The organism is Paraburkholderia sp. RL17-373-BIF-A (assembly GCF_046030175.1).
GTDB lineage: Bacteria > Pseudomonadota > Gammaproteobacteria > Burkholderiales > Burkholderiaceae > Paraburkholderia.
The window spans coordinates 15,954-40,170 of record NZ_JARESO010000064.1; the positions used below are offsets into that span (position 1 = coordinate 15,954).

Here is a 24,217-nt window from a genome sequence, read left to right on the forward strand (position 1 = left end):
ACACGATTCGCAAAGGCGATTGTCTCATATCCCGTAAAAATGCCTTGCATCTTTACCGGTTATTCCCCAATCAATCAAAAAATATAATGGCGCACATGCTTCTATAATCATTTTTGGAGGAAATCGTGCAGTCTCCGGTACAGAAAGGGGTCGCCGCAGCCGCGGTTCTTACGATCCTATTAACAATCGCCGGCTGCGCCAGTACCGGAGGCGTCGCGCCGCAAGCAAGCGGAATCGAGCCCGCTTCGCTCGACGCGGGCAACGCGATTCGCGCCGCCAATGCGGACGCCCAATGGCCGGCCGTCGACTGGTGGCGCGCCTATAACGATCCGCAACTGAACCAGTGGATCGAAGAGGCGCAGGCGGGCAATCCAAGCCTCGCGGCTGCCCAGGCGCGCGTGCGCGAAGCCATGTCGATGGCGGGTGTCGCCCGTTCGGCGTTGTCGCCGCAAGTCAACGGCAGCCTGTCGATCCAGCGCCAGAAGTGGGCCGACAACCTCTACTACGGCCCGGGGCCGCTGGCCGGCGAGCAATCGTGGAACAACACCGGCACGCTCGGCCTGTCGTATCACCTCGACATCTGGGGCAAGGACAAGAACGCCGCCGAGCGCGCGCTCGACGCCGCCCACGCAAGCGCGGCGGATGCACGCGCCGCCCAGCTCGAACTGGAAGGCAACGTGGTGCGCACGTACATCGAGATGTCGATGAACTATGCGCTGCTCGACATCGCCAAAGCCACCTTGCAGCAACAGCAGCAGATCGTGGATCTGGCCAACCGGCGTCTGAAAGGCGGCATTGGCACGCAACTCGAAGTGAGCCAGGCCGAAACGCCGCTGCCGGAATACGAACGCCAGATCGACGAAATCGAAGAAAAGATCGCGCTCGGCCGCAATCAGCTGGCCGCGCTGGCCGGCAAGGGTCCAGGCGCGGGCGATTCGATCCAGCGCCCGACGCTTTCGCTGAACGCGCCGGCCGGCCTGCCGAGCGCTTTGCCCGCGGATCTGATCGGCCATCGGCCGGACGTGGTCGCGGCGCGCTGGACGGTCGCGGCGCAAGCGCGCGGCATCGACGTCGCCAAGGCGGACTTCTATCCGGACATCAACCTGCTGGCGTCGATCGGCGGCTATGCGGCGATGGGGCCGCTGTTCCAGTTTCTGAAGAACCCGTCGCATAGCTGGAGCGCGGGGCCGGCGCTGTCGCTGCCGATCCTCGACGGCGGACGGCTGCGTTCGCAACTCGGTGCGGCGTCGGCGGGCTATGACGAAGCCGTCGATGGTTATAACCAGTCGATTGTCGGCGCGCTCAAGGATATTTCCGATCAGGTGATCCGGATCCGCTCGCTCGCCACTCAGGCCGACGACGCCGACCGTTCGGTCGCGGCGGCCCGCAAGAACTACGACCTGTCGCGCGAAGGTTACCGGCGCGGGCTGACCGATTACCTGAACGTGTTGATCGCGCAAAACCAGTTGCTGCGCGCGCAGGAAGGCGTCGCGAAGATTCAGGCCGAGCGGCTGGGCGCGCATGCGTCGCTGGTCACGGCGTTGGGCGGAGGGCTCGACGATCCGGCTAACGGTCCGCAGGCGAATGAGACGCTGCCGGCGCATGGCAAGGGCAAAGCTGCAGCGGCGGGTTCGAACGCTAAAGCCGTGCCCGCGAACGCGACGGCAAAAGCCGAGTCGGCTAGCCGCCTGGAGAAAGCCGCACCGGCCACCGCTGACACGGACCGCGCACGGAATGCCGGGCCGAGCGTCGTGAAACCGTCGCCCGCTGCTGCCAACGGTGCGAACGCTAGCGGAATGAGTGCGGCAGCGGCCACTTCTGTTCCGTCCACCGCTGCCCCGTCGGCCAAGTCGGGAAGCTGACCATGTCCGCCTCTTCTTCCGCCTCGCGCCCGGCGTCGTTCGCCGCGCTATACGCGGCCGCCGCCGACTGGGCGCGCAACGACGGCCTCACCTGGATCTATCTCTTCAAAGCGCTCGCCGCCTGCTTCCTCGCGCTCGGCGTCGCGATGAAGCTCGACCTGCCGCAGCCGCGCACCGCGATGACCACCGTGTTCATCGTGATGCAGCCGCAAAGCGGCATGGTGTTCGCGAAGAGCTTCTACCGGATCTGCGGCACGCTGGTCGGTCTCGTCGTGATGCTCGCCTTGATCGGGCTGTTCGCGCAGCAGCCGGAACTGTTTATCGTCACGACCGCGATCTGGGTCGGCATCTGCACCGCGGGCGCCGCGCGCAACCGCAATTTCCGGTCGTACGGCTTCGTGCTGGCCGGCTACACCGCCGCGCTGATCGGCATCCCCGCTTCGCAACATCCGGACGGCGCGTTTCTGAGCGCGCTCACGCGGGTGGCCGAAGTGGTGGTCGGCATCGTCTGCGCGGGCGCGGTGAGCGGCCTCGTGTTTCCGCAGTTCGCCGGCTTGCAGATGCGTAGCACCGTGCGCGCGCGTTTCTCGGCGTTCGTCGAGTATGTGTCGGCGTCGCTCGCCGGCCGCAACGACCGCGCGCAGATCGAAGCGACCAACGCGCGCTTTGTCGCCGACATCGTCGGTTTCGAAGCGGCCCGCAGCGTGGCTGTGTTCGAAGGCCCCGATTCGCGCATGCGCGGCGGCCGTCTCGCGCGTCTGAACAGCGAGTTCATGACCGCGTCGACGCGCTTTCACGCGTTGCATCAGTTGATGAACCGCTTGCGCAACACGCACACGAGCGGCGCGGCCACTGCGATCGACGCACTCGAGCCGTACTTCAAGGAAATCGCCCCGCTGCTCGCGAAATCCGGCGAACCCGTGCTGAGTGCCGCCGACGCCGCGCACGCCGCCGCGCAACTCGAAGCCTACAAAGCCGAGTTGCCCAAACGCGTGCGCGCGACACGCGCGCAGCTGGAAGCGTACCCCGAGACGCCGCTGCTCGACTTCGACACCGGCGCCGAACTGCTGTACCGCTTCATCGACGATCTGCATGCTTATGCCGCCACGTACGCGTCGCTCGCGGTCGATACGCACGAGCGCGAGCGCTGGATCGAACGTTACGAACCGAAGACGAACGCGCTTGCCGCGGGCGTCGCGGGTGTGCGCGCCGCCATCGTGATGATGGCGCTCGGCGCCTTCTGGATCGCGACCGCGTGGCCGAGCGGTTCGACCTTGACGCTGAATGCCGCGGCCATTTGCGCGCTGGCGTCGTCGTCGCCGAATCCGAAGCGCACCGCGTTCCAGATGGCGGCCGGCACGCTGGTCGCCACGGTGATGGGCATGATCGCGGTGTACGGCGTGTTTCCGCACATCGACGGCTTCCCGCTGCTGTGCGCCGCGCTCACGCCGTTCCTGCTGCTCGGCGTGTTCATGACGACGCGGCCCGCGCTGGCTGGCTACGGTGTCGGCTACTGCATCTTCTTCTGTTTCCTGGCCGGCCCGGACAACGTGATTCACTACGACCCGAGCGCCTTCATGAACGATGCGCTGGCGCTCGTGCTGTCGATCCTGGTGTCGTCGATCGCGTTCGCGGTGTTGCTGCCGCCTTCGACGCCGTGGCTGCGTAACCGCCTACTGGTGGATCTGCGGCGCCAGGTCGTGCTGGCGAGCCGCGCGGGCATGCGCCGGGTGCGTTCGCGCTTTGAAAGCGGCGCGCGCGATCTGATGTTCCAGATCAACGCGCTCGCGCAGAACGAACCCGAGCTCAAACGCGACACGTTGCGCTGGCTCTTCTCGGTGCTCGAAGTGGGCAACGCGATGATCGACTTGCGCCGCGAAATAGCGGCGCTGCCCGCCGACGCGCGCTACGCGAACTCGATGCCGTGGCGCGTCGCGTTACGTGCGATGCGCGACGCGCTGGCCGCGCTATTCGAGCGGCCGCGTGAAGACCGCTTCGACCGCGCGCTCGCCGCGACCACCGACGCCATCGCCGCCGTTCAGCAGATGCTCGCCACCTTCACGCCGCCGCGTGAAGAGCGGCATCGACTGCAACGCATTTTGAGTCAACTGCATTTCATTCGTACCGCGCTGCTCGATCCGCAATCGCCGCTTGAACCGCTGATGAGCGGACGTGCCGACGTGTCAGAAGGAGTTCGTCATGCCACGTGATATCGCCGTTTTCGACGCCTACGTGCCGGCCATCGTGCTGCTGTTCATCGCGGGCGCCGCGCTTACCTGGGTGTTGGACCGCGTGATCGCCTATACGGGCGTGTATCGCGTGGTGTGGCATCCGTCCTTGTTCCGGGCCAGCTTGCTCGTGTGTGTGTGCGGCGTGCTGGGTCTCGCCGTTTATCGTTGATCAGAGTCGAAACATGACCATCCGAAATATTGTGGGCTTCGTCGCGACAGCCGTTATTTTTATCGTCGCGATTTTGATTGGACGCGTGTTGTGGGTTCATTACATGGACGAACCGTGGACGCGCGATGGGCGCGTGCGCGCCGAAATCGTGAACGTCGCGCCCGATGTTTCTGGCGCGGTTGTCGATCTGCCTGTGAAGGACAATCAACTGGTGAAGAAAGGCGATCTGTTGATGCAGATCGATCCCTCGCACTATGAGATTGCGGTCGAGCAGGCGCAGGCTGCGGTGGCTGCGCGAAAGGCCGAGTTGCAGATGAAGCGCGATGATGCGCAGCGACGGGCGGATATGGATGCTTTGGTTGTGTCCAAGGAGAGCCGTGAGAATGCAACGCATACGGCTTCGGCCGCGGAGGCTTCTTATCAGCAGGCTGTGGCCGCTCTGGATGCGGCTAAATTGAATCTTTCGAGGACGCGGGTTGTGTCGCCGGTTGATGGGTATGTCACTAACCTCAGCGTGTTTCGCGGGGATTATGCGACTGCCGGGGCGGCTAAGCTGGCTATTGTCGATAGTCACTCGTTCTGGGTTTATGGGTATTTTGAGGAGACCAAGCTTCCTCATGTGCGTATTGGTGATAAGGCCGAGGTTCGGCTGATGAGCGGTGGCACATTGCAAGGGCACGTCGAAAGTATTTCTCGCGGTATTTATGATCGGGATAATCCCGAAAGTCGTGAACTGCTCGCAGATGTGAATCCGACTTTCAACTGGGTGCGTCTCGCGCAGCGCGTTCCCGTGCGGGTGAGGATTGATTCCGTGCCGGATGACGTGGTGTTGGCCGCGGGGATTACTTGTACGGTTGTGGTGACGCCATCGGCTGGTAAGTCGAGCTGAGCGGTTTTGTCGTTGCGCGCATGATCGGCGGGATTTGCGGCATGGTGGCATGTCCTTGCCGACACGCGTATTACGGCTGAAATGAAGACACTCGACCGGTGCGCAAGAAAATGTGGCCCGCCGGTCGCAGTGGCGCTAAGATGTGCGCGCCCTCATTGCCGGCCCTTCAATCGCGGGCCAGGCAGGTCGTTGAAGGCTTGATAAAAATGAAAACTCAGTCTCGTCGGCGACTTGCCCTAGGCCACTGCTGCGAAACGTACGAAAGCGCGTGCATAAGCCCTGATGCCTTCGTGTGTTCGTGCTGTTACCGGCTGGGCTACTGAGCTCCTCACGGTTCGACTGTCGCCAATGCCGCTCCTCGACGGCCCGCGACGATTTGAAAGGGCAATATAAAAATGCAGAAAATGTCACGCGGGGTTTTCGTACTAGGTCTGTCCGTCGTGTTAAGTGCTTGCGGGGGCAGCGCCGGAACAACTTCTTCAGGCAATACCGAGAGCAGCGCCAATGCAGCGCCGACCACGCTGGCGGCGGGCGCCAGCCGGACCATGACAGCAAACATGTCGGTGCAGGTTCCCGCCGGCACGATTGTTTCGTCGCCAAACGGCGACGTAGTCACGATCGGCGGAACGTCGAATACCATCTACACACAGACTGGCGCGCAGGTCACTGTGCCCGCGAATGCAACGGGTCCGGCAAACAATCTCGTGACAACCGCGCAGGCAACGGGTAACGGCATTACCACCTCCGCCTTGACGGCTGTCAGCATGGCCGGCTCCGCCACAACAAACCTGTCCCCCGTCGATGGAACCGGCGAAGCCGCGGTTCTCTGGGGAGGCGGCCATCTCACCGTGAACGCTTCCGGCGACATCGTCCTCTCCGACCGGCTAGCCCTGCGGCGAGTCACGCAGTCCGGCGTGGTCACCACACTATCGTCCGCTGCCGAGTGGGACGGTGTCGCAATCGATGCCGCCGGCAACATCTACGGTTCAGGCAACACCACGCTTACTTCCACATCGCCGTTCACATTGGGCGGATCGCTCAGCGAACTCACGGCGTCGGGCGTCTACCAGCAACTATTCGCAAACTGGGCCACCGCCAGTTCCGGCCTCGTTGGCGGAGGCGGCCTCGTTGGCGGAGGCGGCCTCGTCGCGGACAACAAAGGAAACCTGTTTCTTGCCGATGCCGCAAACAACCGCATCGTGAAGTTCAATCTGGCCGGCAACACATGGACGGTTCTAGCCGGCAGCGGTACGAGTGACAACGTTGACGGAGTGGGTAGCGCGGCGACATTCTCATTCAACGGAACGCCCGATCTTGCGATCGACAGCAGCGGTGACCTTTATGTAAAAAGTCTCGACGCGGTCCGCAAGATTGCGCCGGATGGCACCGTGACGACCGTGGCGAGCAAGCTGTCGAATGCCAGTAGTGCGATTGCGGTGGACAGCCAGGGCAACGTCTACGCCGCGGGCGTGCAAATCATCTACCGGATTGCGGCCAACGGCAGCATGGTGTCCTACCCATTCAGCAACTCGACCGACTTCATTACGTCCATGACCACCGACAGCGCCGGCAATCTGTATGTGGGCACGCGTGGCGTAGGTGCGCAGGTTTTCAAGATCACGTTCTGATTGTCTAAAAGGGTGGGCCGCGCGACGAAGGGCCGCGCGCGACCTTCCCTTATAACCTGAACTTCCCAACCATCGTCTTCAAACCCCGCGCCTGATCATCCAACGACCTGGCAGCAGCGGTCGCCTGCTCCACCAACGCCGCATTCTGCTGCGTCCCGGAATCCATTTGCGTCACGGCGAGATTGATCTCCTCGATCCCGGCGCTCTGCTCGGAAGAAGCCGCCGAAATCTCGCCCATGATGTCGGTCACCCGCTTCACCGCCTTGACGACCTCATCCATAGTCTGTCCGGCGTCCTGAGCCAGGGTCGAGCCATTGCTCACGCGCTCCACCGACGTGCTGATCAACCCCTTGATCTCCTTCGCCGCCGCAGCACTGCGCTGAGCAAGATTGCGCACCTCAGCGGCCACGACTGAAAAACCACGCCCTTCCTCACCAGCCCGCGCCGCCTCAACCGCCGCATTCAAAGCAAGAATATTGGTCTGAAACGCGATCCCTTCGATCACGCCAATGATGTCGCCGATACTGCGCGCGCTATCGTTGATATCGTTCATCGTCGCGACCACGCGGCTCACCACGGCGCCGCCCTTCTCCGCGATCTCCGACGCGTTGTTGGCCAGCGTGCTCGCCTGCTTCGCGTTATCGGCGTTCTGGCGAACCGTCGAGGTCAACTGCTCCATGCTGCTAGCCGTGCGTTCGAGCGCCATCGCCTGCTGCTCGGTGCGCTGCGACAGGTCCAGGTTGCCCATCGAAATCTCACCCGACGCCGTCGCAATCGCGTCCGCGCTGGACGCGATATCGGCGACCGTCGTCGCGAGCCCGCTTTGCATGTCGTGCAGCGCGAACAGCATGCTCGACTTGTCCTTGCGACCCAGCGCGATCTCGACCGACAGATCGCCCGCCGCGATCCGGCTGGCAATTTCCTTCGCATACGCCGGCTCGCCGCCGAGCTGGCCGGCAAGCCGCCGCACCACCCACTCGCTGATGCCGAACGCGAGCACGATCAGCCCGAGCGTCGCCACCGCGATCATCACGAACGACGAGTGGTAAATGAAGCCCGACGCCTCGATGGTCGCCTTCGCCGCCGTGCCGCGCTGCGCGACGAGTTCATCGACCATTTTTTCCAGCTTGCCGGTTTCGACCAGCATCGACACGTCCTGCGTGCCGACCTGCCAGTTCATTTGCGATAAATCGAGCGGCTGCGCTTTCACGAGCGTCACGAAGTCGCGCAGATGCCCGCTCCACACCGTCACGGCAGCGGCGAATTTCTTCTGCTGATCGACGGCCTTCGCGTCGGACGTGTCGACGTACTGTTGCAGCGTGCCGAGTTGCGCGGCGAGACCGCTCAGGCCCGCCTCGATGTCCGTGCCGAGTTCGTCGCGCTCTTTCGCGGTGGTCGCGGTGAGCAGCATTTTTTGCGCGCGGCTCGCGCGCAGCATGTGGCCGCGCGCTTCTTCCGCGGCGCGGCTGGCGACGTGCCCCTGATCGTAGATGGATTGGGTGGACGCGTTCAGACGGCTGATCTGGGTCAGCGAAAACACGCCGATCAATAGCGTGCCGATCAGCAGCACGGCAAACGCGAGGCGCAACATCGCCTTCACCGACAAACCCTTGAGCCTCACCGCCCGCGAGCGGCTGCTCTGGCCACGCGGCGGCTTGCCCGCCGCTTCTCCCTCCGGTACGAATCCCGCGCCCGTCTGGCTGCCCAGCGAAACTGCTTTCATATTCCCCGTCCCCACGTTTAGAACTGCCGGAAAGGTCGGTTCCGGCATTGCTGCTTATCTCTCCGGGTCTACGGCAAGAACGTCCGCGATCTTTAACGTCGCTCGCGAAATGCCGGCCGCTTTCGCCACATGTGTCGCCCGGTCCTCGACGCGCTGCTTTGTAAGCCGCGCGCCCGCGACCGTTTTATACACGGCCAAAAATCGCCGGTCGGGATATATCAGATGACTTGCCAGCCGCACGTGGCCGTGGCAGCACGCATGCTCCCGGCACCGTCGAGGTGCGCGCGGTTCCCGGTTTCGGCGCAGCGTCTCTGGCCCTTATCAGCAGCGCATGTCCGATTCGCGACAAAACTTGTCCTTACAATTCGGTCAGGCCACATTAAACTTCGACAAATAGTTGACGACGCAAAAATGCCGCGTCGAAATGCCGCAGCGCTGAAAACGTTGCTGGAACAGCGCCCGGCGGCTTCAGATCCCTCTTTCTTCTCTCTCATCTAGCGTATGGAAACGAGCCTCGATAAAAGCGCCCTCGCCGGCGCGCCAGCCGGAACGGGAACCGGCGCGGCCACTGCCGCGCAACCCGCCGCCAAAGTGCAGCGCACGGTGTACTCCGTGCTCGGTGCGATCAGCTTCTCGCACCTGCTCAACGACATGATCCAGTCGTTGATCCTGGCGATCTACCCGATGCTGAAAGACAACTTCTCGTTGTCGTTCGGCCAGATCGGCCTGATCACGCTGACTTACCAGATCACCGCGTCGCTGCTGCAGCCGCTCGTCGGCACTTATACGGACAAGCATCCGAAGCCCTATTCGCTGCCCGTCGGCATGGGCTTCACGCTCGCGGGTCTGCTGCTGATGTCGGTCGCGCCCAACTTCGGCGTGCTGCTGGTGGCGGCGGCGCTGGTCGGCTGCGGTTCGTCGGTGTTCCATCCGGAATCGTCGCGGGTTGCGCGCATGGCGTCGGGCGGGCGGCACGGGCTGGCGCAGTCGCTGTTCCAGGTGGGCGGCAATGCGGGTTCGTCGCTCGGGCCGCTGCTCGCCGCATTGATCGTGATTCCGCACGGCCAGCGCAGCATCGCGTGGTTCTCGGTGGCGGCGCTCGTCGCGATCGTCGTGCTCACGCAGATCGGCCGCTGGTACAAGCAGCATCCGTCGGTGAAGAAGGCGCGCAGCGTCGCCGGTCACGCCACGCTGTCGCGCAACAAGGTCATGTTCGCGATGGGCGTGCTGATCCTGCTGGTGTTCTCGAAGTATTTCTATCTCGCCAGCATCAACAGCTACTTCACGTTCTATCTGATCGACAAGTTCCATTTGCCCGTGCAGGCCGCGCAGGTCCATCTGTTCGTGTTCCTGGCGGCCGTCGCGGCGGGCACGATGATCGGCGGCCCGATCGGCGACAAGATCGGCCGCAAGTATGTGATCTGGGTGTCGATTCTCGGCGTGGCGCCGTTCACGCTGCTGCTGCCGTACGCCAACCTGTTCTGGACCGGCGTGCTGACGGTGATCATCGGCGTGGTGCTGGCTTCGGCGTTCTCGGCGATCCTCGTGTACGCGCAGGAGTTGATCCCCGGCAAGGTGGGCATGGTCGCGGGCCTCTTCTTCGGCTTTGCGTTCGGCTTGGGCGGGATCGGCGCGGCGGTCCTCGGGCAATTGGCCGATGCCACCAGCATCACGTACGTGTACAAGGTCTGCTCGTTCCTGCCGCTGATCGGCGTGTTGACGGTGTTCCTGCCGGATGTGGAAGGCAAGCGCGCAAAGGCGTGATGGCCGTGCGATCGCGGGTCTGATGAGAAAAAGGCGCTTCGGCGCCTTTTTCTTTGTCTTTGCGCGAACCTGGCGAGCGCGGCGTGTGCGGAGCGCGGCTCATCGCCGCGCCGGACGGCGCCCCGCATTGCTCATGGTGAACCCGCGTTGTCCGCCGAGCCACGCCTGCTCTATGCTTGTGCGGACACACGCCCTGCTCTCGCGCCGCGCCACGCGGCCGCACGAACCGACATCCGTTCACTCACGCAGCAGAAGGATCGCCGCAGATGACAAGCTATCGCGACTTCCACCGCCGTTCGATCGAAGACCCCGAAGCATTCTGGCGCGACGAGGCGCGGCGCATCCATTGGCAAACGCCGTTCGACACCGTGCTCGACCGGTCGAATCCGCCGTTCGCGCGCTGGTTCGTCGGCGGCCGCACGAACCTGTGCCATAACGCGGTGGATCGTCATCTGGCTGAGCGCGCGCAGCAGAACGCGCTGGTGTATGTCTCGACGGAAACCGGCATCGAGCGCCGCTACACCTACGCCGAGCTTTACGGCGAGATCAATCGGATGGCCGCGGTCATGCGCTCGCTCGGCGTGAAGCGCGGCGACGTGGTGCTGCTCTATCTGCCGATGATCCCCGAGGCCCTGTTCGCGATGCTCGCCTGCGCGCGCCTCGGCGCGATTCACTCGGTGGTGTTCGGCGGCTTCGCGGCGCCGAATCTCGCGGCCCGCATCGACGACGCGAAGCCCGTGCTGATCGTCACCGCCGACGCCGGCGCGCGCGGCGGCAAGGTGATCGACTACACGCCGCTGATGGACGAAGCGCTCGCCCGCGCGAAGCACAAAACGCCGCACGTCTTGCTGATCGACCGGCAACTCGCGCCCGAGCGGCTCAACGCCAGTTATCTCGTCGCCTACGAACCACTGCGCGAACAGTTCTTCGACGCCCACGTGCCGTGCGAGTGGCTCGAATCGAACGAGCCGTCCTACGTGCTGTACACGTCGGGCACGACCGGCAAGCCGAAGGGCGTGCAACGCGACGTCGGCGGCTACGCGGTCGCGCTGGCGGCGTCGATGGAACACATCTTTCAGGGCAAGGCGGGCGACGTGATGTTCACCGCGTCGGACGTGGGCTGGGTGGTCGGCCACAGCTATATCGTCTACGCGCCGCTGATCGCGGGTCTCACCACCGTCATGTACGAAGGCACGCCGATCCGTCCGGACGGCGGCATCTGGTGGCGCCTCGTCGCCCATCACCGGATCAATCTGATGTTCACCGCGCCGACCGCCTTACGCGTGCTGAAAAAGCAGGATCCGGCGCTGCTGAAGAAAGCCGATCTGTCGAGCCTGCGCGCGCTGTTCCTCGCCGGCGAACCGCTCGACGAGCCGACCGCCGCGTGGATCGCCGGCGCGCTCGGCAAGCCGGTGATCGACAACTACTGGCAGACCGAGACCGGCTGGCCGATGCTGGCGATCCCGCGCGGCGTCGAGGCGCTGCCCACCAAGCTCGGCTCGCCGGGCGTGCCGTCGGCCGGGTTCAATCTGACCTTGCGCAACGAACTGAGCGGCGAGCCCTGCCCGCCCGGCGAAAAGGGCGTGCTCACGCTGGACTATCCGCTGCCGCCGGGCTGCATGTCGACGGTATGGGGCGACGACAAGCGTTTCGTCAGCACGTACTGGTCGAGCATTCCGAACCAGCAGGTCTATTCGACCTTCGACTGGGGCGTGCAGGACGAGGACGGCTACGTGACGATCCTCGGCCGTACGGATGACGTGATCAATGTCGCCGGACACCGGCTCGGCACGCGCGAGATCGAGGAAGCGTTGTCGAGCCACACAGCCGTTGCGGAAGTGGCGGTGGTCGGCGTGACGGATCCGTTGAAGGGGCAGGTGGCGATGGCCTTCGTGGTGCTGCGCGACGCGCAGGCCTACGCGGACAAGAAGAAGCGCAGCAAGCTGGAAGCCGAACTCACGGCGACGGTGGATCGCCAGCTTGGTGCGATTGCGCGGCCGTCACGGGTCGTGGTGGTGTCGATGCTGCCGAAGACGCGCTCCGGCAAGCTGCTGCGCCGCGCGATCGCGGCGCTCGCGGAAGGACGCGAGCCAGGCGATCTGCCGACCATTGAAGATCCGGCGGCGTTGCAGCAGGTGCGCGAGGCGTTGAGTGACAGCGGGGAGAAGTAGTTTGCAAAGTGGCGGCGTGGCTAAAGCGCGTGTCGTAGTGAATGCGTCGACACGCGCCCCTCGACGCCGGCCGTCAGGCCGTCGAACTGCGCGCTTCTAGAAACCGCGTCAGAATCGCGTTCGAATACATCCCGGCGATGTCCGTGAGAAACGACACGAAAGACTCGGGCGCGTGATCGTCGGCGGTATCCGAGACGGTACGCACGACCGCGCACGGCACGCCGTATTCGTAGCAGACCTGCGCGATCGCCGCGCCTTCCATCTCCACGGCGAGCGCATCTGGCAGCGCGTCGCGCAACGCCTGCACGCCCGCCGCGCTAGCCACGAACTGATCGCCGCTGATGATCAAACCGCGATGCACACGCGGCTCGCGCGTGCCGAAACGCGCCGCCGAAGCCGCGCCCTCCTCCGTGACGAAGCGCTCACAGGCTGCGGCGAGTTGATCGGCGAGCGCCGCATCGGCGTCGAATCGCGAGATGCCCAGCAACGGCACCTCGAAACGCGGAAACAGCGGCGACGCGTCGAGATCGTGCTGCAGCAGCGCATCGGCGACGACGATGTCACCCACCCGCACCTCGCTCCCCACACCGCCGGCCACACCGGTGAAGACGATCGCTTCCACGTCGAATGCATGGATCAGCGCGCTGACCGTGGCCGCCGCCGCGACCTTGCCGACGCGCGCCAGCGTCACGACGCACGGCGCGCCGCGGACGGTGCCGAGGTGATAGTCCCGCTGACCATGCGTGATGGTGCGCACGCCCGACTCGGCGCGCATCGCTTCGATCAGATCGCCGAGTTCTTGCGGCAATGCCGCCAGAATCCCGAGCGGCCGATGTGACACCGGCACGGCAGCGTTTGCCCCGCTCATTCCACCGCCTGCAATTTAGCAACCGCCAACGCCAGCCACTTCTCGCCGTGCCGCTTGAATTTGACCTGCGCCTTCGCATCGGTGCCGCCGCCTTCGAGCGCGGTGATCGTGCCTTCGCCGAACTTGGTGTGGAACACTTGCTGGCCGACGCGGAAACCCGTTTCCGCCGCACGCTGTTCGTTCGCGAACGCGGGCAACGGCGCCGGCGTCGACGACGCGGCCCCCGTATAACCCGGCCGCGCGAACCAGTCGCGTCCATAACCCGCGTTGTCCGAACGGCCGCCCCAGCGCGCGCCCGCCTCGACCTTCGGCGTGAGCCACTTGAGCGTTTCCTGCGGCAGTTCGTCGAAGAAACGCGAGCGGATGTTGTAACGCGTCTGGCCGTGCAGCATGCGGCTTTGCGCGAACGACAGATACAGCCGCTCCTTGGCCCGCGTGATCGCCACGTACATCAGGCGGCGTTCCTCTTCCAGACCGTCCGACTCCATCGCGCTGTTTTCGTGCGGGAACAGCCCCTCTTCCAGACCGGTGATGAACACCGCCGTGAACTCAAGGCCCTTGGCGGCGTGCACCGTCATTAGTTGCACGGCTTCCTGGCCGGCTTGCGCCTGGTTGTCGCCCGCTTCGAGCGATGCGTGCGACAGGAAACCGGCAAGCGGCGTCATCGTGTCCGGGTTTTGCGCCGGATCGGCGATGCCGGGCGCGTCGAGCACGACGGTGTTCGGATCGTCGGTGGCGACGGCCAGTTCGGGCGCGGCGGTCGCGCCCGGCCGCAGTGGAATGGAGCGCGCCGGCGTGTCCATGCCGTAGCCCTCTTCGCTGACGAACGCGGCGGCCGCGTTGACCAGCTCCTGCAAGTTTTCCAGCCGGTCCTGGCCCTCGCGTTCGTTCTGATAGAACTCCGCGAGACCGCTCGTGCGAACCACGTATTCGACGGTTTCCGGCAGGCTCATCTGCTGCGTTTCCGCGCGCATCTTGCCGATCAGGTTCGCGAAGCCCGCAAGGCTCGAACCCGCCTTGCCCGCCACATACGGAATCGCCGCGGCCATCGAACAGTTGTACAGACGCGCCGCGTCCGCGAGTTGCTCGATGGAGCGCGCGCCGATGCCACGCGTCGGGAAATTGACGACGCGGGCGAACGCGGTGTCGTCGTTCGGATTGTCGATCAGGCGCAGATAGGCGAGCGCGTGCTTGACTTCCTGGCGCTCGAAAAAGCGCAAGCCGCCGTACACGCGGTACGCGATGCCCGCGTTGACCAGCGTGTGTTCGATCGTGCGCGACTGCGCGTTGCTGCGGTAGAGAATCGCCACTTCGCTGCGCGACGTGCCGGTGCTGATCAGCGCCTTGATTTCCTCGACGATCCAGCCGGCTTCCTGCGAATCGGTCGCGGATTCATACACGCGAACCGGTTCACCGTGACCCGCGTCGGTCCGCAGATTCTTGCCCAGACGGCGCGAGTTGTTGGCGATGAGCTGATTGGCGGCGTCGAGAATATGGCCGTGCGAGCGGTAATTCTGCTCGAGCTTGATCAGATGGCGGACGCTGAACTCGTGCTCGAAGTCGCGCATATTGCCGACGTTCGCGCCGCGGAACGCGTAGATCGACTGGTCGTCGTCGCCGACGGCGAAAATCGAGTTGGTCTGCCCCGCCAGCAGCTTGAGCCACGCGTACTGCAGCTTGTTGGTGTCCTGGAACTCGTCGACCAGAATGTGCTTGAAGCGCGCCTGGTAGTGAGCGCGCAGCGGCGGATTGTGCGCGAGCAGTTCGTAGCAGCGCAGCAGCAGTTCCGGAAAGTCGACCACGCCTTCGCGCTGGCATTGCTGGTCGTAGGCTTCGTAGAGTTCGACGAATTTACGGTTGAAGTTGTCGGTGGCGTCGACGTCTTTCGGCCGCAGGCCTTGTTCCTTGGCGTTGTTGATGAAGTACTGGAGATTTTTCGCCGGGTACTTTTCGTCGTCGATATTGAGGCCCTTCATCAGACGCTTGATCGCGGACAGCTGGTCGGCGGTATCGAGAATCTGGAAGGTGGCCGGCAAGCCCGCGTCGCGATGATGCGCGCGCAGCATGCGGTTACACAGACCGTGGAAGGTGCCGATCCACATGCCGCGCGTGTCGATCGGCAGGAGCGCCGACAGACGCGACATCATTTCGCGGGCCGCTTTGTTGGTGAAGGTCACCGCCAGAATCGTGGCGGGCGACGCCAGGCCGTGCTGGATGAGCCACGCAATGCGCGTGATCAGAACGCGGGTCTTGCCGCTGCCCGCGCCGGCGAGAATGAGCGCGGGCTCGTTGGGGAGCGTGACGGCGGCGTGTTGTTCGGGGTTTAGATTGGCTAGCAGATCGGGCATTTTTTGGGAGGGGCGGCAGTTCGTTCGACATTATATGCCCCGGAGGGGGTGGGGTTTTTTGGGGCCGATAGACCATCATCGATTCAAGGAAAGGCCGACACCCCAAGATAACCGCCGCCCGAGCGACCACGGTAAGCCTGCGGTAGAATTTGACCCTTCGGCGTCAAAACAGACGCCCAGTCCCCGAAGGTCGTCGTCGATGCAAATTCAGATTCACAAGGAAGTCGATGCACGCGGGCTCATGTGCCCGCTGCCCATTTTGCGCGCCAAGAAGGCGCTCGCCGACATGGAAAGCGGCCAGATTCTCAAGGTGCTCGCCACCGATCCAGGCTCACAGCGCGATTTCGCCGCGTTTGCCAAGCAAACCGGCAATGAAATCGTCGAAAGCTCCGCGCACGACAAGGTCTTCACCTTCCTGATGAGGCGTCGCTGAAGCCCGTGTCCTGAATCACGCTCCAACAAAAAAGGCGCTGTGCCCCGCGTTCGCGGGCACAGCGCCTTTTACTTCGGTTCAACGCTTCCGGAATCCTAGCTGCCGAAGCCCGCTCAACCTTCCAGCACCGGCGAACGAGTACGCAGATACTCTTCGAAATCGGCGGCCACTTCCGGGTGACGCAAGGCGAACTCGACCGTCGCCTTCAGATAACCCAGCTTGCTGCCGCAGTCGAAACGCGTGCCGTGATACTTGTACGCCAGCACCTGCTCGTCGGCCAGAAGCGACTGGATCGCGTCGGTCAGCTGCAATTCGCCGCCCGCGCCCGGCTTCAGCGCGCGCAGATGTTCGAAGATGCGCGGCTTCAGCACATACCGGCCGACCACGCCGAGATTCGACGGCGCCAAGCTCGGCTCCGGCTTTTCGACGATGCCCGACATCTTGATGATCGAGTCTTCCCACTCCTTGCCGTCGACAATGCCGTACGACTTGGTTTCCTGAGCCGGAATCTCTTCGACGCCGATCACCGAGCTGTGATAGTGGTCGAACACCTCGATCATCTGCGTCATGACGGGCGGCGTGCCGTACAGCAAGTCGTCCGCGAGGATGACGGCGAACGGATTGTCGCCCACCAGCTTTTCGGCGCACATCACCGCGTGGCCCAAACCCAGCGCTTCCGGCTGACGCACGTAGAAGCAGTCCACGTGGCTCGGCTTGATGCTGCGCACCAGTTCGAGCAGCTTGTCCTTGCCGCGCGCCTCGAGTTCCGCCTCGATTTCATATGACTTATCGAAGTGGTCCTCGATCGCGCGCTTGCTGCGGCCCGTGACGAAGATCATTTCGGTGATGCCGGCTGCCATTGCCTCTTCGACCGCGTACTGGATCAGTGGCTTGTCGACAATCGGGAGCATCTCTTTCGGGCTGGCCTTCGTGGCAGGGAGGAACCGGGTGCCAAGACCTGCTACCGGAAAAACCGCCTTTGTAACTTTTAGCATGTGATTACCCTGAATCCTCTGGATTAGCTATCGGTCCTTGCCCGCCTCTTGGGGCGGACACGGAGCATGATCAGACCGGCAAACGCGCCAGCTGGGCTTTCAGCTTGCCCACCGTCGCTTCGAATTCTGCCAGTCTTTTCTGCTCCTGCTCAACGACTGCCGGCGGTGCCTTTGCAACAAAACTTTCATTCTGCAATTTGCCGTTGCACTTGATGATTTCCGTGCTCAACCGTGCAATCTCCTTCGACAACCGCTCCCGCTCCACTGCCACGTCGATTTCGACCTTCAGCACGAGCTTGTCGTTCCCCACGATAGCAATTGGCGCGCCATCTGCCTGCGCGTCCAAGCTTGCCTCGTCGGCAATGATCTGAACTTCGGACAAACGGGCCAACGCCTGTGCGTACGGAGCAAACGTGCGCAGGCGCTCCGCATTGCCGGTAGCGAGCAACGGCACCTTGACCGCCGGCGACAGATTCATTTCGCCACGCAGATTCCGGCACGCATCGATCACTGATTTCAGGTCGGCTGCCCACTGCTCCGCGTCTTCATCGATTTTCGACGGCTCGGCAACGGGGTAAGGCTGCACCATGATGGACGCTTCGCCCTCGGCTTTGCCCTCGGGATAACGCCCGGCCAGCGGCGCCACTTTTTGCCACAGCGCCTCGGTGATGAACGGAATCACCGGATGCGCCAGTCGCAGCACCGTCTCGAGCACGCGCAGCAGCGTGCGGCGTGTTGCGCGCTGCTGGTTCGGCTGACCCGTCTGGATCTGAACTTTGGCGAGTTCGAGATACCAGTCACAGTATTCGTCCCATACGAACTTGTATAGGGCGTTGGCCACATTGTCAAAACGATAATCGGCGAAACCCTTGGCGATTTCCGCTTCCACGCGCTGCAGACGTGAAACGATCCAGAAGTCGGCCTGCGAGAAATGCAGATGTCCGTCCGGACCGCATTCGCCACATTGTTCCGGCTTGCCGAAGCCGCAATCGTGGCCTTCGCAGTTCATCAGCACGAAACGCGTGGCATTCCACAGCTTGTTGCAGAAGTTGCGGTAGCCTTCGCAGCGCGCCAGGTCGAAGTTGACGTTGCGTCCGAGCGTGGCCATCGAGGCCATCGTGAAGCGCAATGCGTCGGTGCCGAACGCGGGGATGCCGTCGGGGAATTCCTTACGGGTTTTCTTTTCGATCGACGCGGCCTGTTTCGGATTCATCAGGCCGGTGGTGCGCTTGGCGACCAGCGCGTCGAGGCCGATGCCGTCGACGATATCGATCGGGTCGAGCGTATTGCCCTTGCTCTTCGACATCTTCTGGCCTTCGGCGTCGCGTACGAGTCCGTGCACGTACACCGTGTCGAACGGCACCTGGCCGGTGAAGTGCGTGGTCATCATGACCATGCGCGCGACCCAGAAGAAGATGATGTCGAAGCCGGTGACCAGCACCGACGACGGCAGGAAGTGCTTCAGTTCCTGCGTTTCATCCGGCCAGCCGAGCGACGAGAACGGCACCAGAGCAGACGAGAACCACGTGTCGAGCACGTCTTCGTCGCGCTTGAGCGCGCCCGTGTAGCCGGCCGCCGCGGCCTTGGCGCGCGCGTCCTCTTCGGTCTTCGCCACGAAGATTTCGCCGTTTTCGCCATACCACGCCGGGATCTGATGGCCCCACCAGAGCTGGCGCGAGATGCACCAGTCCTGAATGTTCTCGAGCCACTGGTAGTAGGTGGTGGTCCAGTTTTCCGGCACGAACTTGATTTCGCCGCTGCGAACCACGTCGAGCGCCGTTTCGGCGATCGATTTACCCGGATTGAAGGTGCCTTCCGGCGCCGGCTTGCTCATCGCGACGAACCATTGGTCTGTCAGCATCGGCTCGATCACGACGCCGGTACGGTCGCCGCGCGGCACCATCAGCTTGTGCGGCTTGACCGATTCGAGCACGCCGAGCGCTTCGAGGTCGGCCACCACCTGCTTGCGGGCTGCGAAGCGGTCGAGACCGCGGTATTTTTCCGGCGCGTTCTCGTTGATTTTGGCGTCGAGCGTGAGGATTTCGATTTGCGGCAGCTTGTGCCGCAGACCGACCTGATAGTCGTTGAAATCGTGCGCGGGCGTGACTTTGACGACGCCGGTGCCGAATTCGCGGTCGACGTAGTCGTCAGCGATGATCGGCACTTCGCGGCCCGACAGCGGCAGCGTGACCGTCTTGCCGATCAGGTGCGCGTAGCGCTCGTCTTCCGGGTGGACCATCACGGCGGTGTCGCCGAGCATGGTTTCCGGGCGCGTGGTGGCGACTGTCAGATGGCCCGAGCCGTCCGTGAGCGGGTACTGGATGTGCCAGAGCGAGCCGTTTTCTTCTTCGCTGACCACTTCGAGGTCGGAGACGGCGGTGAGCAGCACCGGGTCCCAGTTCACGAGGCGCTTGCCGCGATAGATCAGGCCCTGTTCATACAGGCGTACGAAGACATCGCGCACGGCGGCCGACATCTTGTCGTCCATCGTGAAGTATTCGCGCGACCAGTCGATCGAGGCGCCCAAACGCCGCACCTGGTTCGTGATGGTCGAACCGGATTCCTGCTTCCATTCCCAGACGCGTTCGACGAACTTTTCACGGCCTAGGTCATGGCGCGAGACGCCTTGCGCGTCCAGTTGGCGCTCGACGACGATCTGCGTGGCGATGCCCGCGTGGTCCGTGCCCGGCACCCACAGGGTGTTTTCACCGAGCATGCGGTGATAGCGGGTGAGGCCGTCCATGATCGTCTGGTTGAAGGCATGGCCCATGTGGAGGGTGCCCGTGACGTTCGGCGGCGGCAGCTGGATCGAGAAATCTTTCCGGTTTTCCTCGATGGAGGGCGTCGCGTAGGCGCGCTTTTCCCATTCGGGGCCCCAGTGGGCTTCGATGGTGTGGGGCTCGAAGCTTTTGGCAAGCGTGGAGGTGGTGTCGCTCGGGGTCTCGCTCATTGTGTCGGTTCGGCTGGTGAATGCTGGGAATGGTCGATTATAAGCGGCGCCTGGCGGTGGGGGATTTTTGGGGATTTGATCGGGTGGCTTTTTGCCTGCGGCGCTTTGGTGGATGGGGCTTTTGGGGGTGGCCTTTCCTTGAGTTCTTGGTGGTCTATTAGCGTTGCCCCTGTGCGGGGCGCGCATCCGGCCTGGGGTGGACGCAAGATCAGCCGGCGTCTGCGTGATCTGGGTCACACGGACGAGCCCGCCCCCAGCACTGTGACGGACATCCTGCATCGCCACGGGCTGATCGACCCGGCTGCTTCCGACGCCGCCACGCCTTGGCAGCGCTTCGAGCATGCGCAGCCCAACGATCTCTGGCAGATGGATTTCAAGGGCTGGTTCGACCTGCAGGACGGACGGCACTGTTCGCCACTGACCATGCTGGACGATCATTCGCGCTACAACGTGACACTCGACGCCTGCATCTGCACTGACACCCGGATCGGGCAGCATCATCTGGAGCGCACGTTCCGCCGCTACGGGCTGCCGCTGCGCATCAACGCGGACAACGGTTCGCCGTGGGGTAGCCCCAGCCAGCCGGGCCAGTTGACCGAACTGGCCATCTGGCTCATCCGGCTGGGCGTGCGACTGTCGCACAGCCGCGTGGCGCATCCGCAGACCAACGGCAAGGAGGAGCGTTTCACCGCACGCTGAAGGCCGAGGTGATCGCCGGGCGCCATTTCAGGGACCTGAGCAGCGCCCAGCAGGCGTTCGATGCAGGGCGCTCGGTCTACAACCATCAGCGCCCGCATCAGGCGCTGGACATGGCGACCCCAGTCACGCGCTATCGCCCCAGTCCGCGCGCCTACCCCGAGATTCTGCCGCCGATCGAGTACGGCGAAAACGACCTCGTGCAGTGCGTGAAGTGGAACGGTGAACTACGCTTCAGGAACCGGCGATTCAAGGTGTCGAAGGCATTGCAGAACCTGCCCGTGGCCATCCGCGAGCGCGTCGGTGAAGAGAACTGCTACGACCTGTTTTTTGCGCATCACCGTTTCGGAACCATCAACCTGAACCAGCAGGAATGAGCGGATCATGTGTTACCCATGTCTCCGCACACCTGTTACCCATGTCTCCGGTCCATACACGGCCGGCAAAGAAAAGTAAGTGCCGCCCCGCACAGGGGCAACGCTAATAGACCACAAACAAATCAAGGAAAGGCCAAAACCCCAAAAAAACCAAACCCAACCTCACAACGCAACCGCCTCCCCCTTCAACAAAGACTCCCGCAACGCCATCCCAATCCGCGTAGCCTCCAACGCATCAGCAAGCGAAGCCCCAGCCCGCGCAGCAGAAGACACCGCCCCACCCTGCACCGCCGCAACAAACGCCCTAGCCTCAAACAAAAACGCCTCCTCAAACCGATCAAAAAAATTCGCCGTACATTCGTTCCGAATCCCGCTGGCATCATAAATCTCAACCCGATTAGCCCGCGGATTACGTCCAATAGCAAGCGCTCCAGCCGTGCCGATCACTTCGCTATGCGTGTCATTACCATGCGCCTGCGTCCGCGACGCATAAAACATGGCCAGCTTGCCGTCTTCGAACTCGCAGATCGCGACACCGTTATCGACATCGCCGAACTCACGCAAGCCTTCATGCATCGCGGCAACACCCGCGGCGAACACGCGTTTTGCACGCGGCTTACCCAGCAGCCAGCGCGCCACATCGATATCGTGCACGGTGCAATCGAGAAAAATCCCGCCAGACGTCGCCGCGAAACGCACAAAAAAACCATCGCTATCGTTCTGATCCGCCGTCTGCGAGCGCACAAGAAACGGCCGGCCGATCTTGCCGGCTTCGATCTTGTCGAACGCGTCCTTGTAACTCGGATCGAAGCGCCGCATAAAACCGATGGTCGCCTGCAAATGCGGATAGCGCGCGGCCTCGGCCAGCACCCTCTCGCACTCGGCGAGATCCAGCGACAAAGGCTTCTCGCAGAACACATGCTTGCCGGCCCGCAACGCGTCGACGATCTGCTGCGCGTGCAACGAAGACGGCGTGACGAGCCAGACCGCATCCACCTCGCGATCAGCCAGCAACTCCGCGTAATCCTCGTACAGTCGCGGCGCAGTCAACGCTTCCCGCGCCCACGCCCGCTCCTCCTCCACCGGACTGCAAGCCGCCACGAGCGACGCACCCGGCACGCGATACGCGAGATTCTCCGCGTGCCGCTTGCCGAGCCGCCCGAGGCCGACTACGCCCACACGAACCCGCGCCGCGGCGGCCGCCATCACGATGCCTCGCCGAGTTTGATCGCGCGGCCCTCGCGCCACGAGCGCGTCGCCGCTTCGGCGAGTTCAAGCGCTTTCAAGCCGTCGGCGACGGTCGTGCGCACCGGTTTGCCATGTGTCACCGCATCGAAGAAATGCGCAATTTCATGCGCGTAAGCCGCGCGGTAACGTTCGAGGAAAAACGCTTCCGGCACGTCGCTCGACACCTCGGTTTTCGAATACGCCGTGACTTCCGTGGGCCGCACATTGCCCGCCTGCAACATGCCGGTGCTGCCCAGCACTTCGAAGCGCTGGTCGTAACCGTACGCGGCGCGGCGCGCGGTATTGATCTGGCACAGGCGGCCGCGCTTAGTGCGGATCGTCACCGCGGTCGAATCGATATCGCCCGCGTCGGCGATCGCCGGGTCGCTCAGACAACTGCCGGTGGCGTGCAGCGTGTCGGCCTCGTCGTCGAGAATCCAGCGGAAGATGTCGAAATCGTGAATCAGCATGTCCTTGAAAATCCCGCCGGAATGCTTGATGTACTCGACCGGCGGCGCCCCCGGATCGCGGCTCGTCACCACCAGCATTTCCGGCGTGCCGATCTCGCCGGCGTCGAGCCGCGCTTTCAACGCGGAGAACGTCGGATCGAAGCGCCGCTGAAAACCGATCATGCACACCACGCCGGCGCGCTCCACCGCTGCCGCGCAAGCGCGCGCGCGCTCCAGCGCCAGATCGACCGGCTTCTCGCAGAACACATGCTTCTTTTGCGCGGCGGATTGCATGATCAGATCGGCATGGGTGTCGGTGCTCGAACAGATCACCGTTGCGCCGATCGACGCATCGCCCATCGCGCCGTCGATATCCGCGACCTGCGCGCCGTGCTCGGCGGCGAGCGCCGCGGCGGCCTCACGATTCACGTCGACCACGTACTTGAGCCGCACGCCCGGCTGCCGCGCAAGATTCGCCGCATGAATCTTGCCGATGCGCCCCGCGCCGAACACCGCCACGTCGATCGTCTTTGCCGCCTGATTTGCCCCATCAGTCATCGTATCCTCCAGTGTCTTTGGATTCTTCAACATTCAATTCGAGCTTGTACGCGAGCGCGATGAACAACGCCTGGCACAAACAGATTGTGCTGGTCAGCGAGCGGAACGCGAACGCGCTGCCCTCTTTCACATACAGTTGCGTGGTTGCATAACGCGCGAGCGGAGATAGTTGGCTATCCGTAATAACCAGCGTCCTGGCCTGGTGATGATGCGCGACCCGCAAGCAATATTGCGTCTCCTTGCCATAGGGCGCGAAGCTGATCGCAATCACCACGTCGCCCTTTTTCACACTGCGAATCTGCTCGCGGTACATGCCGCCGAAACCGGACACCAGGTGCACGCGCTTAGGCGTGTGCTGCAGCGCGTAGACGATATAGCTCGCCACCGGAAACGAGCGCCGCACGCCGATCACATAGATGTTGTCGGCCTGCTGCAGCATCTTCACGGCGGCGTCGAACTCCTTGTCGTCGAGCCCTGCCTCCAGTTCTTCGAGACCGCCGCGCGAGGCCGCGATGAACTCGCGCGCCACCGAACCGCCGGACAGCGCGCCCGGCTTCTCGTCGATCAGCTTGCGAATGCGCTGCTGATAACTCGGCGACGAACTGCCCTGACCCGTGTAAGCCTGCCGAAACACCGCCTGCAGATCGGAGAAACCGGAAAAACCGAAGCGCTGCGCAAAACGCACCACGGCGGACGGATGCACGCCGCAACTCGCGGCGATGTCGCTGGTGCGATCCACCATCACGCTGGAGCGATGCTGCTCGATATAGGTCGCGACATTCTTCAACTGACGCGGCAACGCGTCGTAGTTTTCCGCGATGCGCTGCATCAATTCTTCGACGCTAGGCAATTCCTCGGTGCTCTCTTCCGCCATGGCTC

At 63.4% G+C, this 24,217-nt stretch carries 16 protein-coding genes and 1 pseudogene; 9 read left to right on the forward strand and 8 right to left on the reverse strand.

The annotated features are described in order from the left end of the window. The first annotated feature begins 125 nt into the window (after positions 1 to 125). From P0D80_RS41245 to P0D80_RS41265, 5 genes are all read left to right on the forward strand, one after another. Positions 126 to 1,862, forward strand: a complete 1,737-nt coding sequence (locus P0D80_RS41245; protein WP_408180618.1) for an efflux transporter outer membrane subunit — start codon at positions 126 to 128, stop codon at positions 1,860 to 1,862. 2 nt (positions 1,863 to 1,864) lie between these two features. Beyond that, the gene (locus tag P0D80_RS41250; RefSeq protein WP_408292361.1) at positions 1,865 to 4,072 is read left to right on the forward strand and encodes an FUSC family protein; all 2,208 of its coding nucleotides are present in this window, start codon (positions 1,865 to 1,867) and stop codon (positions 4,070 to 4,072) included. Next, a complete protein-coding gene (locus P0D80_RS41255) occupies positions 4,062 to 4,262 on the forward strand; it encodes a DUF1656 domain-containing protein (protein ID WP_012433767.1) in 201 nt (66 codons plus the stop codon). Before P0D80_RS41250 ends, P0D80_RS41255 begins: the two co-directional genes overlap by 11 nt. Positions 4,263 to 4,275: 13 nt before the next feature. After that, on the forward strand, positions 4,276 to 5,151 hold the full coding sequence (locus P0D80_RS41260) for an efflux RND transporter periplasmic adaptor subunit (protein WP_132373676.1): 876 nt from the start codon (positions 4,276 to 4,278) through the stop codon (positions 5,149 to 5,151). A 545-nt stretch (positions 5,152 to 5,696) separates the two neighbouring features. After that, on the forward strand, positions 5,697 to 6,779 hold the full coding sequence (locus P0D80_RS41265; RefSeq protein WP_408292363.1) for an NHL repeat-containing protein: 1,083 nt from the start codon (positions 5,697 to 5,699) through the stop codon (positions 6,777 to 6,779). 49 nt (positions 6,780 to 6,828) lie between these two features. On the opposite strand, the gene P0D80_RS41270 is transcribed toward P0D80_RS41265, so the two are convergent. Then, positions 6,829 to 8,502, reverse strand: a complete 1,674-nt coding sequence (locus tag P0D80_RS41270; RefSeq protein ID WP_408292365.1) for a methyl-accepting chemotaxis protein — start codon at positions 8,500 to 8,502, stop codon at positions 6,829 to 6,831. Positions 8,503 to 9,003: 501 nt separating this feature from the next. Here P0D80_RS41270 and P0D80_RS41275 point away from each other — a divergent pair. Continuing rightward, the gene (locus P0D80_RS41275) at positions 9,004 to 10,266 is read left to right on the forward strand and encodes an MFS transporter (RefSeq protein WP_132373673.1); all 1,263 of its coding nucleotides are present in this window, start codon (positions 9,004 to 9,006) and stop codon (positions 10,264 to 10,266) included. A 266-nt stretch (positions 10,267 to 10,532) separates the two neighbouring features. Continuing rightward, on the forward strand, positions 10,533 to 12,437 hold the full coding sequence (locus P0D80_RS41280) for a propionate--CoA ligase (RefSeq protein WP_408292367.1): 1,905 nt from the start codon (positions 10,533 to 10,535) through the stop codon (positions 12,435 to 12,437). A gap of 73 nt (positions 12,438 to 12,510) precedes the next feature. On the opposite strand, the gene P0D80_RS41285 is transcribed toward P0D80_RS41280, so the two are convergent. Further along, the gene (locus P0D80_RS41285; protein ID WP_408292369.1) at positions 12,511 to 13,305 is read right to left on the reverse strand and encodes a 5'-methylthioadenosine/adenosylhomocysteine nucleosidase; all 795 of its coding nucleotides are present in this window, start codon (positions 13,303 to 13,305) and stop codon (positions 12,511 to 12,513) included. Beyond that, positions 13,302 to 15,653 carry a UvrD-helicase domain-containing protein gene (locus P0D80_RS41290; RefSeq protein ID WP_132373670.1) on the reverse strand — a complete coding sequence of 784 codons (2,352 nt, stop codon included), beginning with the start codon at positions 15,651 to 15,653 and terminating at the stop codon, positions 13,302 to 13,304. The genes P0D80_RS41285 and P0D80_RS41290 overlap by 4 nt, the downstream gene beginning before the upstream one ends. A 205-nt stretch (positions 15,654 to 15,858) precedes the next feature. Here P0D80_RS41290 and P0D80_RS41295 point away from each other — a divergent pair, with 205 nt between their 5' ends. Beyond that, positions 15,859 to 16,086 carry a sulfurtransferase TusA family protein gene (locus P0D80_RS41295; RefSeq protein WP_026225937.1) on the forward strand — a complete coding sequence of 76 codons (228 nt, stop codon included), beginning with the start codon at positions 15,859 to 15,861 and terminating at the stop codon, positions 16,084 to 16,086. Between the two features lie 113 nt (positions 16,087 to 16,199). On the opposite strand, the gene galU is transcribed toward P0D80_RS41295, so the two are convergent. Next, positions 16,200 to 17,081, reverse strand: a complete 882-nt coding sequence (galU, locus tag P0D80_RS41300; protein ID WP_342960359.1) for a UTP--glucose-1-phosphate uridylyltransferase GalU — start codon at positions 17,079 to 17,081, stop codon at positions 16,200 to 16,202. Between the two features lie 70 nt (positions 17,082 to 17,151). Continuing rightward, positions 17,152 to 20,031: a valine--tRNA ligase gene (locus P0D80_RS41305; RefSeq protein WP_408292372.1), complete on the reverse strand. Its 2,880-nt coding sequence runs from the start codon at positions 20,029 to 20,031 to the stop codon at positions 17,152 to 17,154. 162 nt (positions 20,032 to 20,193) lie between these two features. Between P0D80_RS41305 and P0D80_RS41310 the strand changes: the two are divergent. After that, positions 20,194 to 21,104, forward strand: a pseudogene (locus P0D80_RS41310) (integrase core domain-containing protein); the annotation flags it as partial. A gap of 162 nt (positions 21,105 to 21,266) precedes the next feature. Here P0D80_RS41310 and P0D80_RS41315 read toward each other — a convergent pair. The 3 genes from P0D80_RS41315 to P0D80_RS41325 are packed head-to-tail and all read right to left on the reverse strand — an operon-like array spanning position 21,267 to position 24,212. Next, positions 21,267 to 22,310 carry a Gfo/Idh/MocA family oxidoreductase gene (locus P0D80_RS41315; protein ID WP_408292382.1) on the reverse strand — a complete coding sequence of 348 codons (1,044 nt, stop codon included), beginning with the start codon at positions 22,308 to 22,310 and terminating at the stop codon, positions 21,267 to 21,269. Further along, positions 22,310 to 23,338 (reverse strand): inositol 2-dehydrogenase, encoded by a 1,029-nt coding sequence (gene iolG / locus P0D80_RS41320; RefSeq protein ID WP_408180626.1) that lies wholly within the window; start codon positions 23,336 to 23,338, stop codon positions 22,310 to 22,312. The genes P0D80_RS41315 and iolG overlap by 1 nt, the downstream gene beginning before the upstream one ends. Then, positions 23,331 to 24,212: a MurR/RpiR family transcriptional regulator gene (locus tag P0D80_RS41325; protein ID WP_132373667.1), complete on the reverse strand. Its 882-nt coding sequence runs from the start codon at positions 24,210 to 24,212 to the stop codon at positions 23,331 to 23,333. The genes iolG and P0D80_RS41325 overlap by 8 nt, the downstream gene beginning before the upstream one ends. Positions 24,213 to 24,217: the final 5 nt, after the last annotated feature.

Bases quoted from the DNA above. Each gene is read 5' to 3' on its own strand.
- P0D80_RS41250 (WP_408292361.1), top strand. From the start codon at position 1,865: ATGTCCGCCTCTTCTTCCGCCTCGCGCCCGGCGTCGTTCGCCGCGCTA.
- P0D80_RS41255 (WP_012433767.1), top strand. From the start codon at position 4,062: ATGCCACGTGATATCGCCGTTTTCGACGCCTACGTGCCGGCCATCGTG.
- P0D80_RS41260 (WP_132373676.1), top strand. From the start codon at position 4,276: ATGACCATCCGAAATATTGTGGGCTTCGTCGCGACAGCCGTTATTTTT.
- P0D80_RS41265 (WP_408292363.1), top strand. From the start codon at position 5,697: ATGACAGCAAACATGTCGGTGCAGGTTCCCGCCGGCACGATTGTTTCG.
- P0D80_RS41270 (WP_408292365.1), bottom strand. From the start codon at position 8,502: ATGAAAGCAGTTTCGCTGGGCAGCCAGACGGGCGCGGGATTCGTACCG.
- P0D80_RS41275 (WP_132373673.1), top strand. From the start codon at position 9,004: ATGGAAACGAGCCTCGATAAAAGCGCCCTCGCCGGCGCGCCAGCCGGA.
- P0D80_RS41280 (WP_408292367.1), top strand. From the start codon at position 10,533: ATGACAAGCTATCGCGACTTCCACCGCCGTTCGATCGAAGACCCCGAA.
- P0D80_RS41285 (WP_408292369.1), bottom strand. From the start codon at position 13,305: ATGAGCGGGGCAAACGCTGCCGTGCCGGTGTCACATCGGCCGCTCGGG.
- P0D80_RS41290 (WP_132373670.1), bottom strand. From the start codon at position 15,653: ATGCCCGATCTGCTAGCCAATCTAAACCCCGAACAACACGCCGCCGTC.
- galU (WP_342960359.1), bottom strand. From the start codon at position 17,081: ATGCTAAAAGTTACAAAGGCGGTTTTTCCGGTAGCAGGTCTTGGCACC.
- P0D80_RS41305 (WP_408292372.1), bottom strand. From the start codon at position 20,031: ATGAGCGAGACCCCGAGCGACACCACCTCCACGCTTGCCAAAAGCTTC.
- P0D80_RS41315 (WP_408292382.1), bottom strand. From the start codon at position 22,310: ATGGCGGCCGCCGCGGCGCGGGTTCGTGTGGGCGTAGTCGGCCTCGGG.
- iolG (WP_408180626.1), bottom strand. From the start codon at position 23,338: ATGACTGATGGGGCAAATCAGGCGGCAAAGACGATCGACGTGGCGGTG.
- P0D80_RS41325 (WP_132373667.1), bottom strand. From the start codon at position 24,212: ATGGCGGAAGAGAGCACCGAGGAATTGCCTAGCGTCGAAGAATTGATG.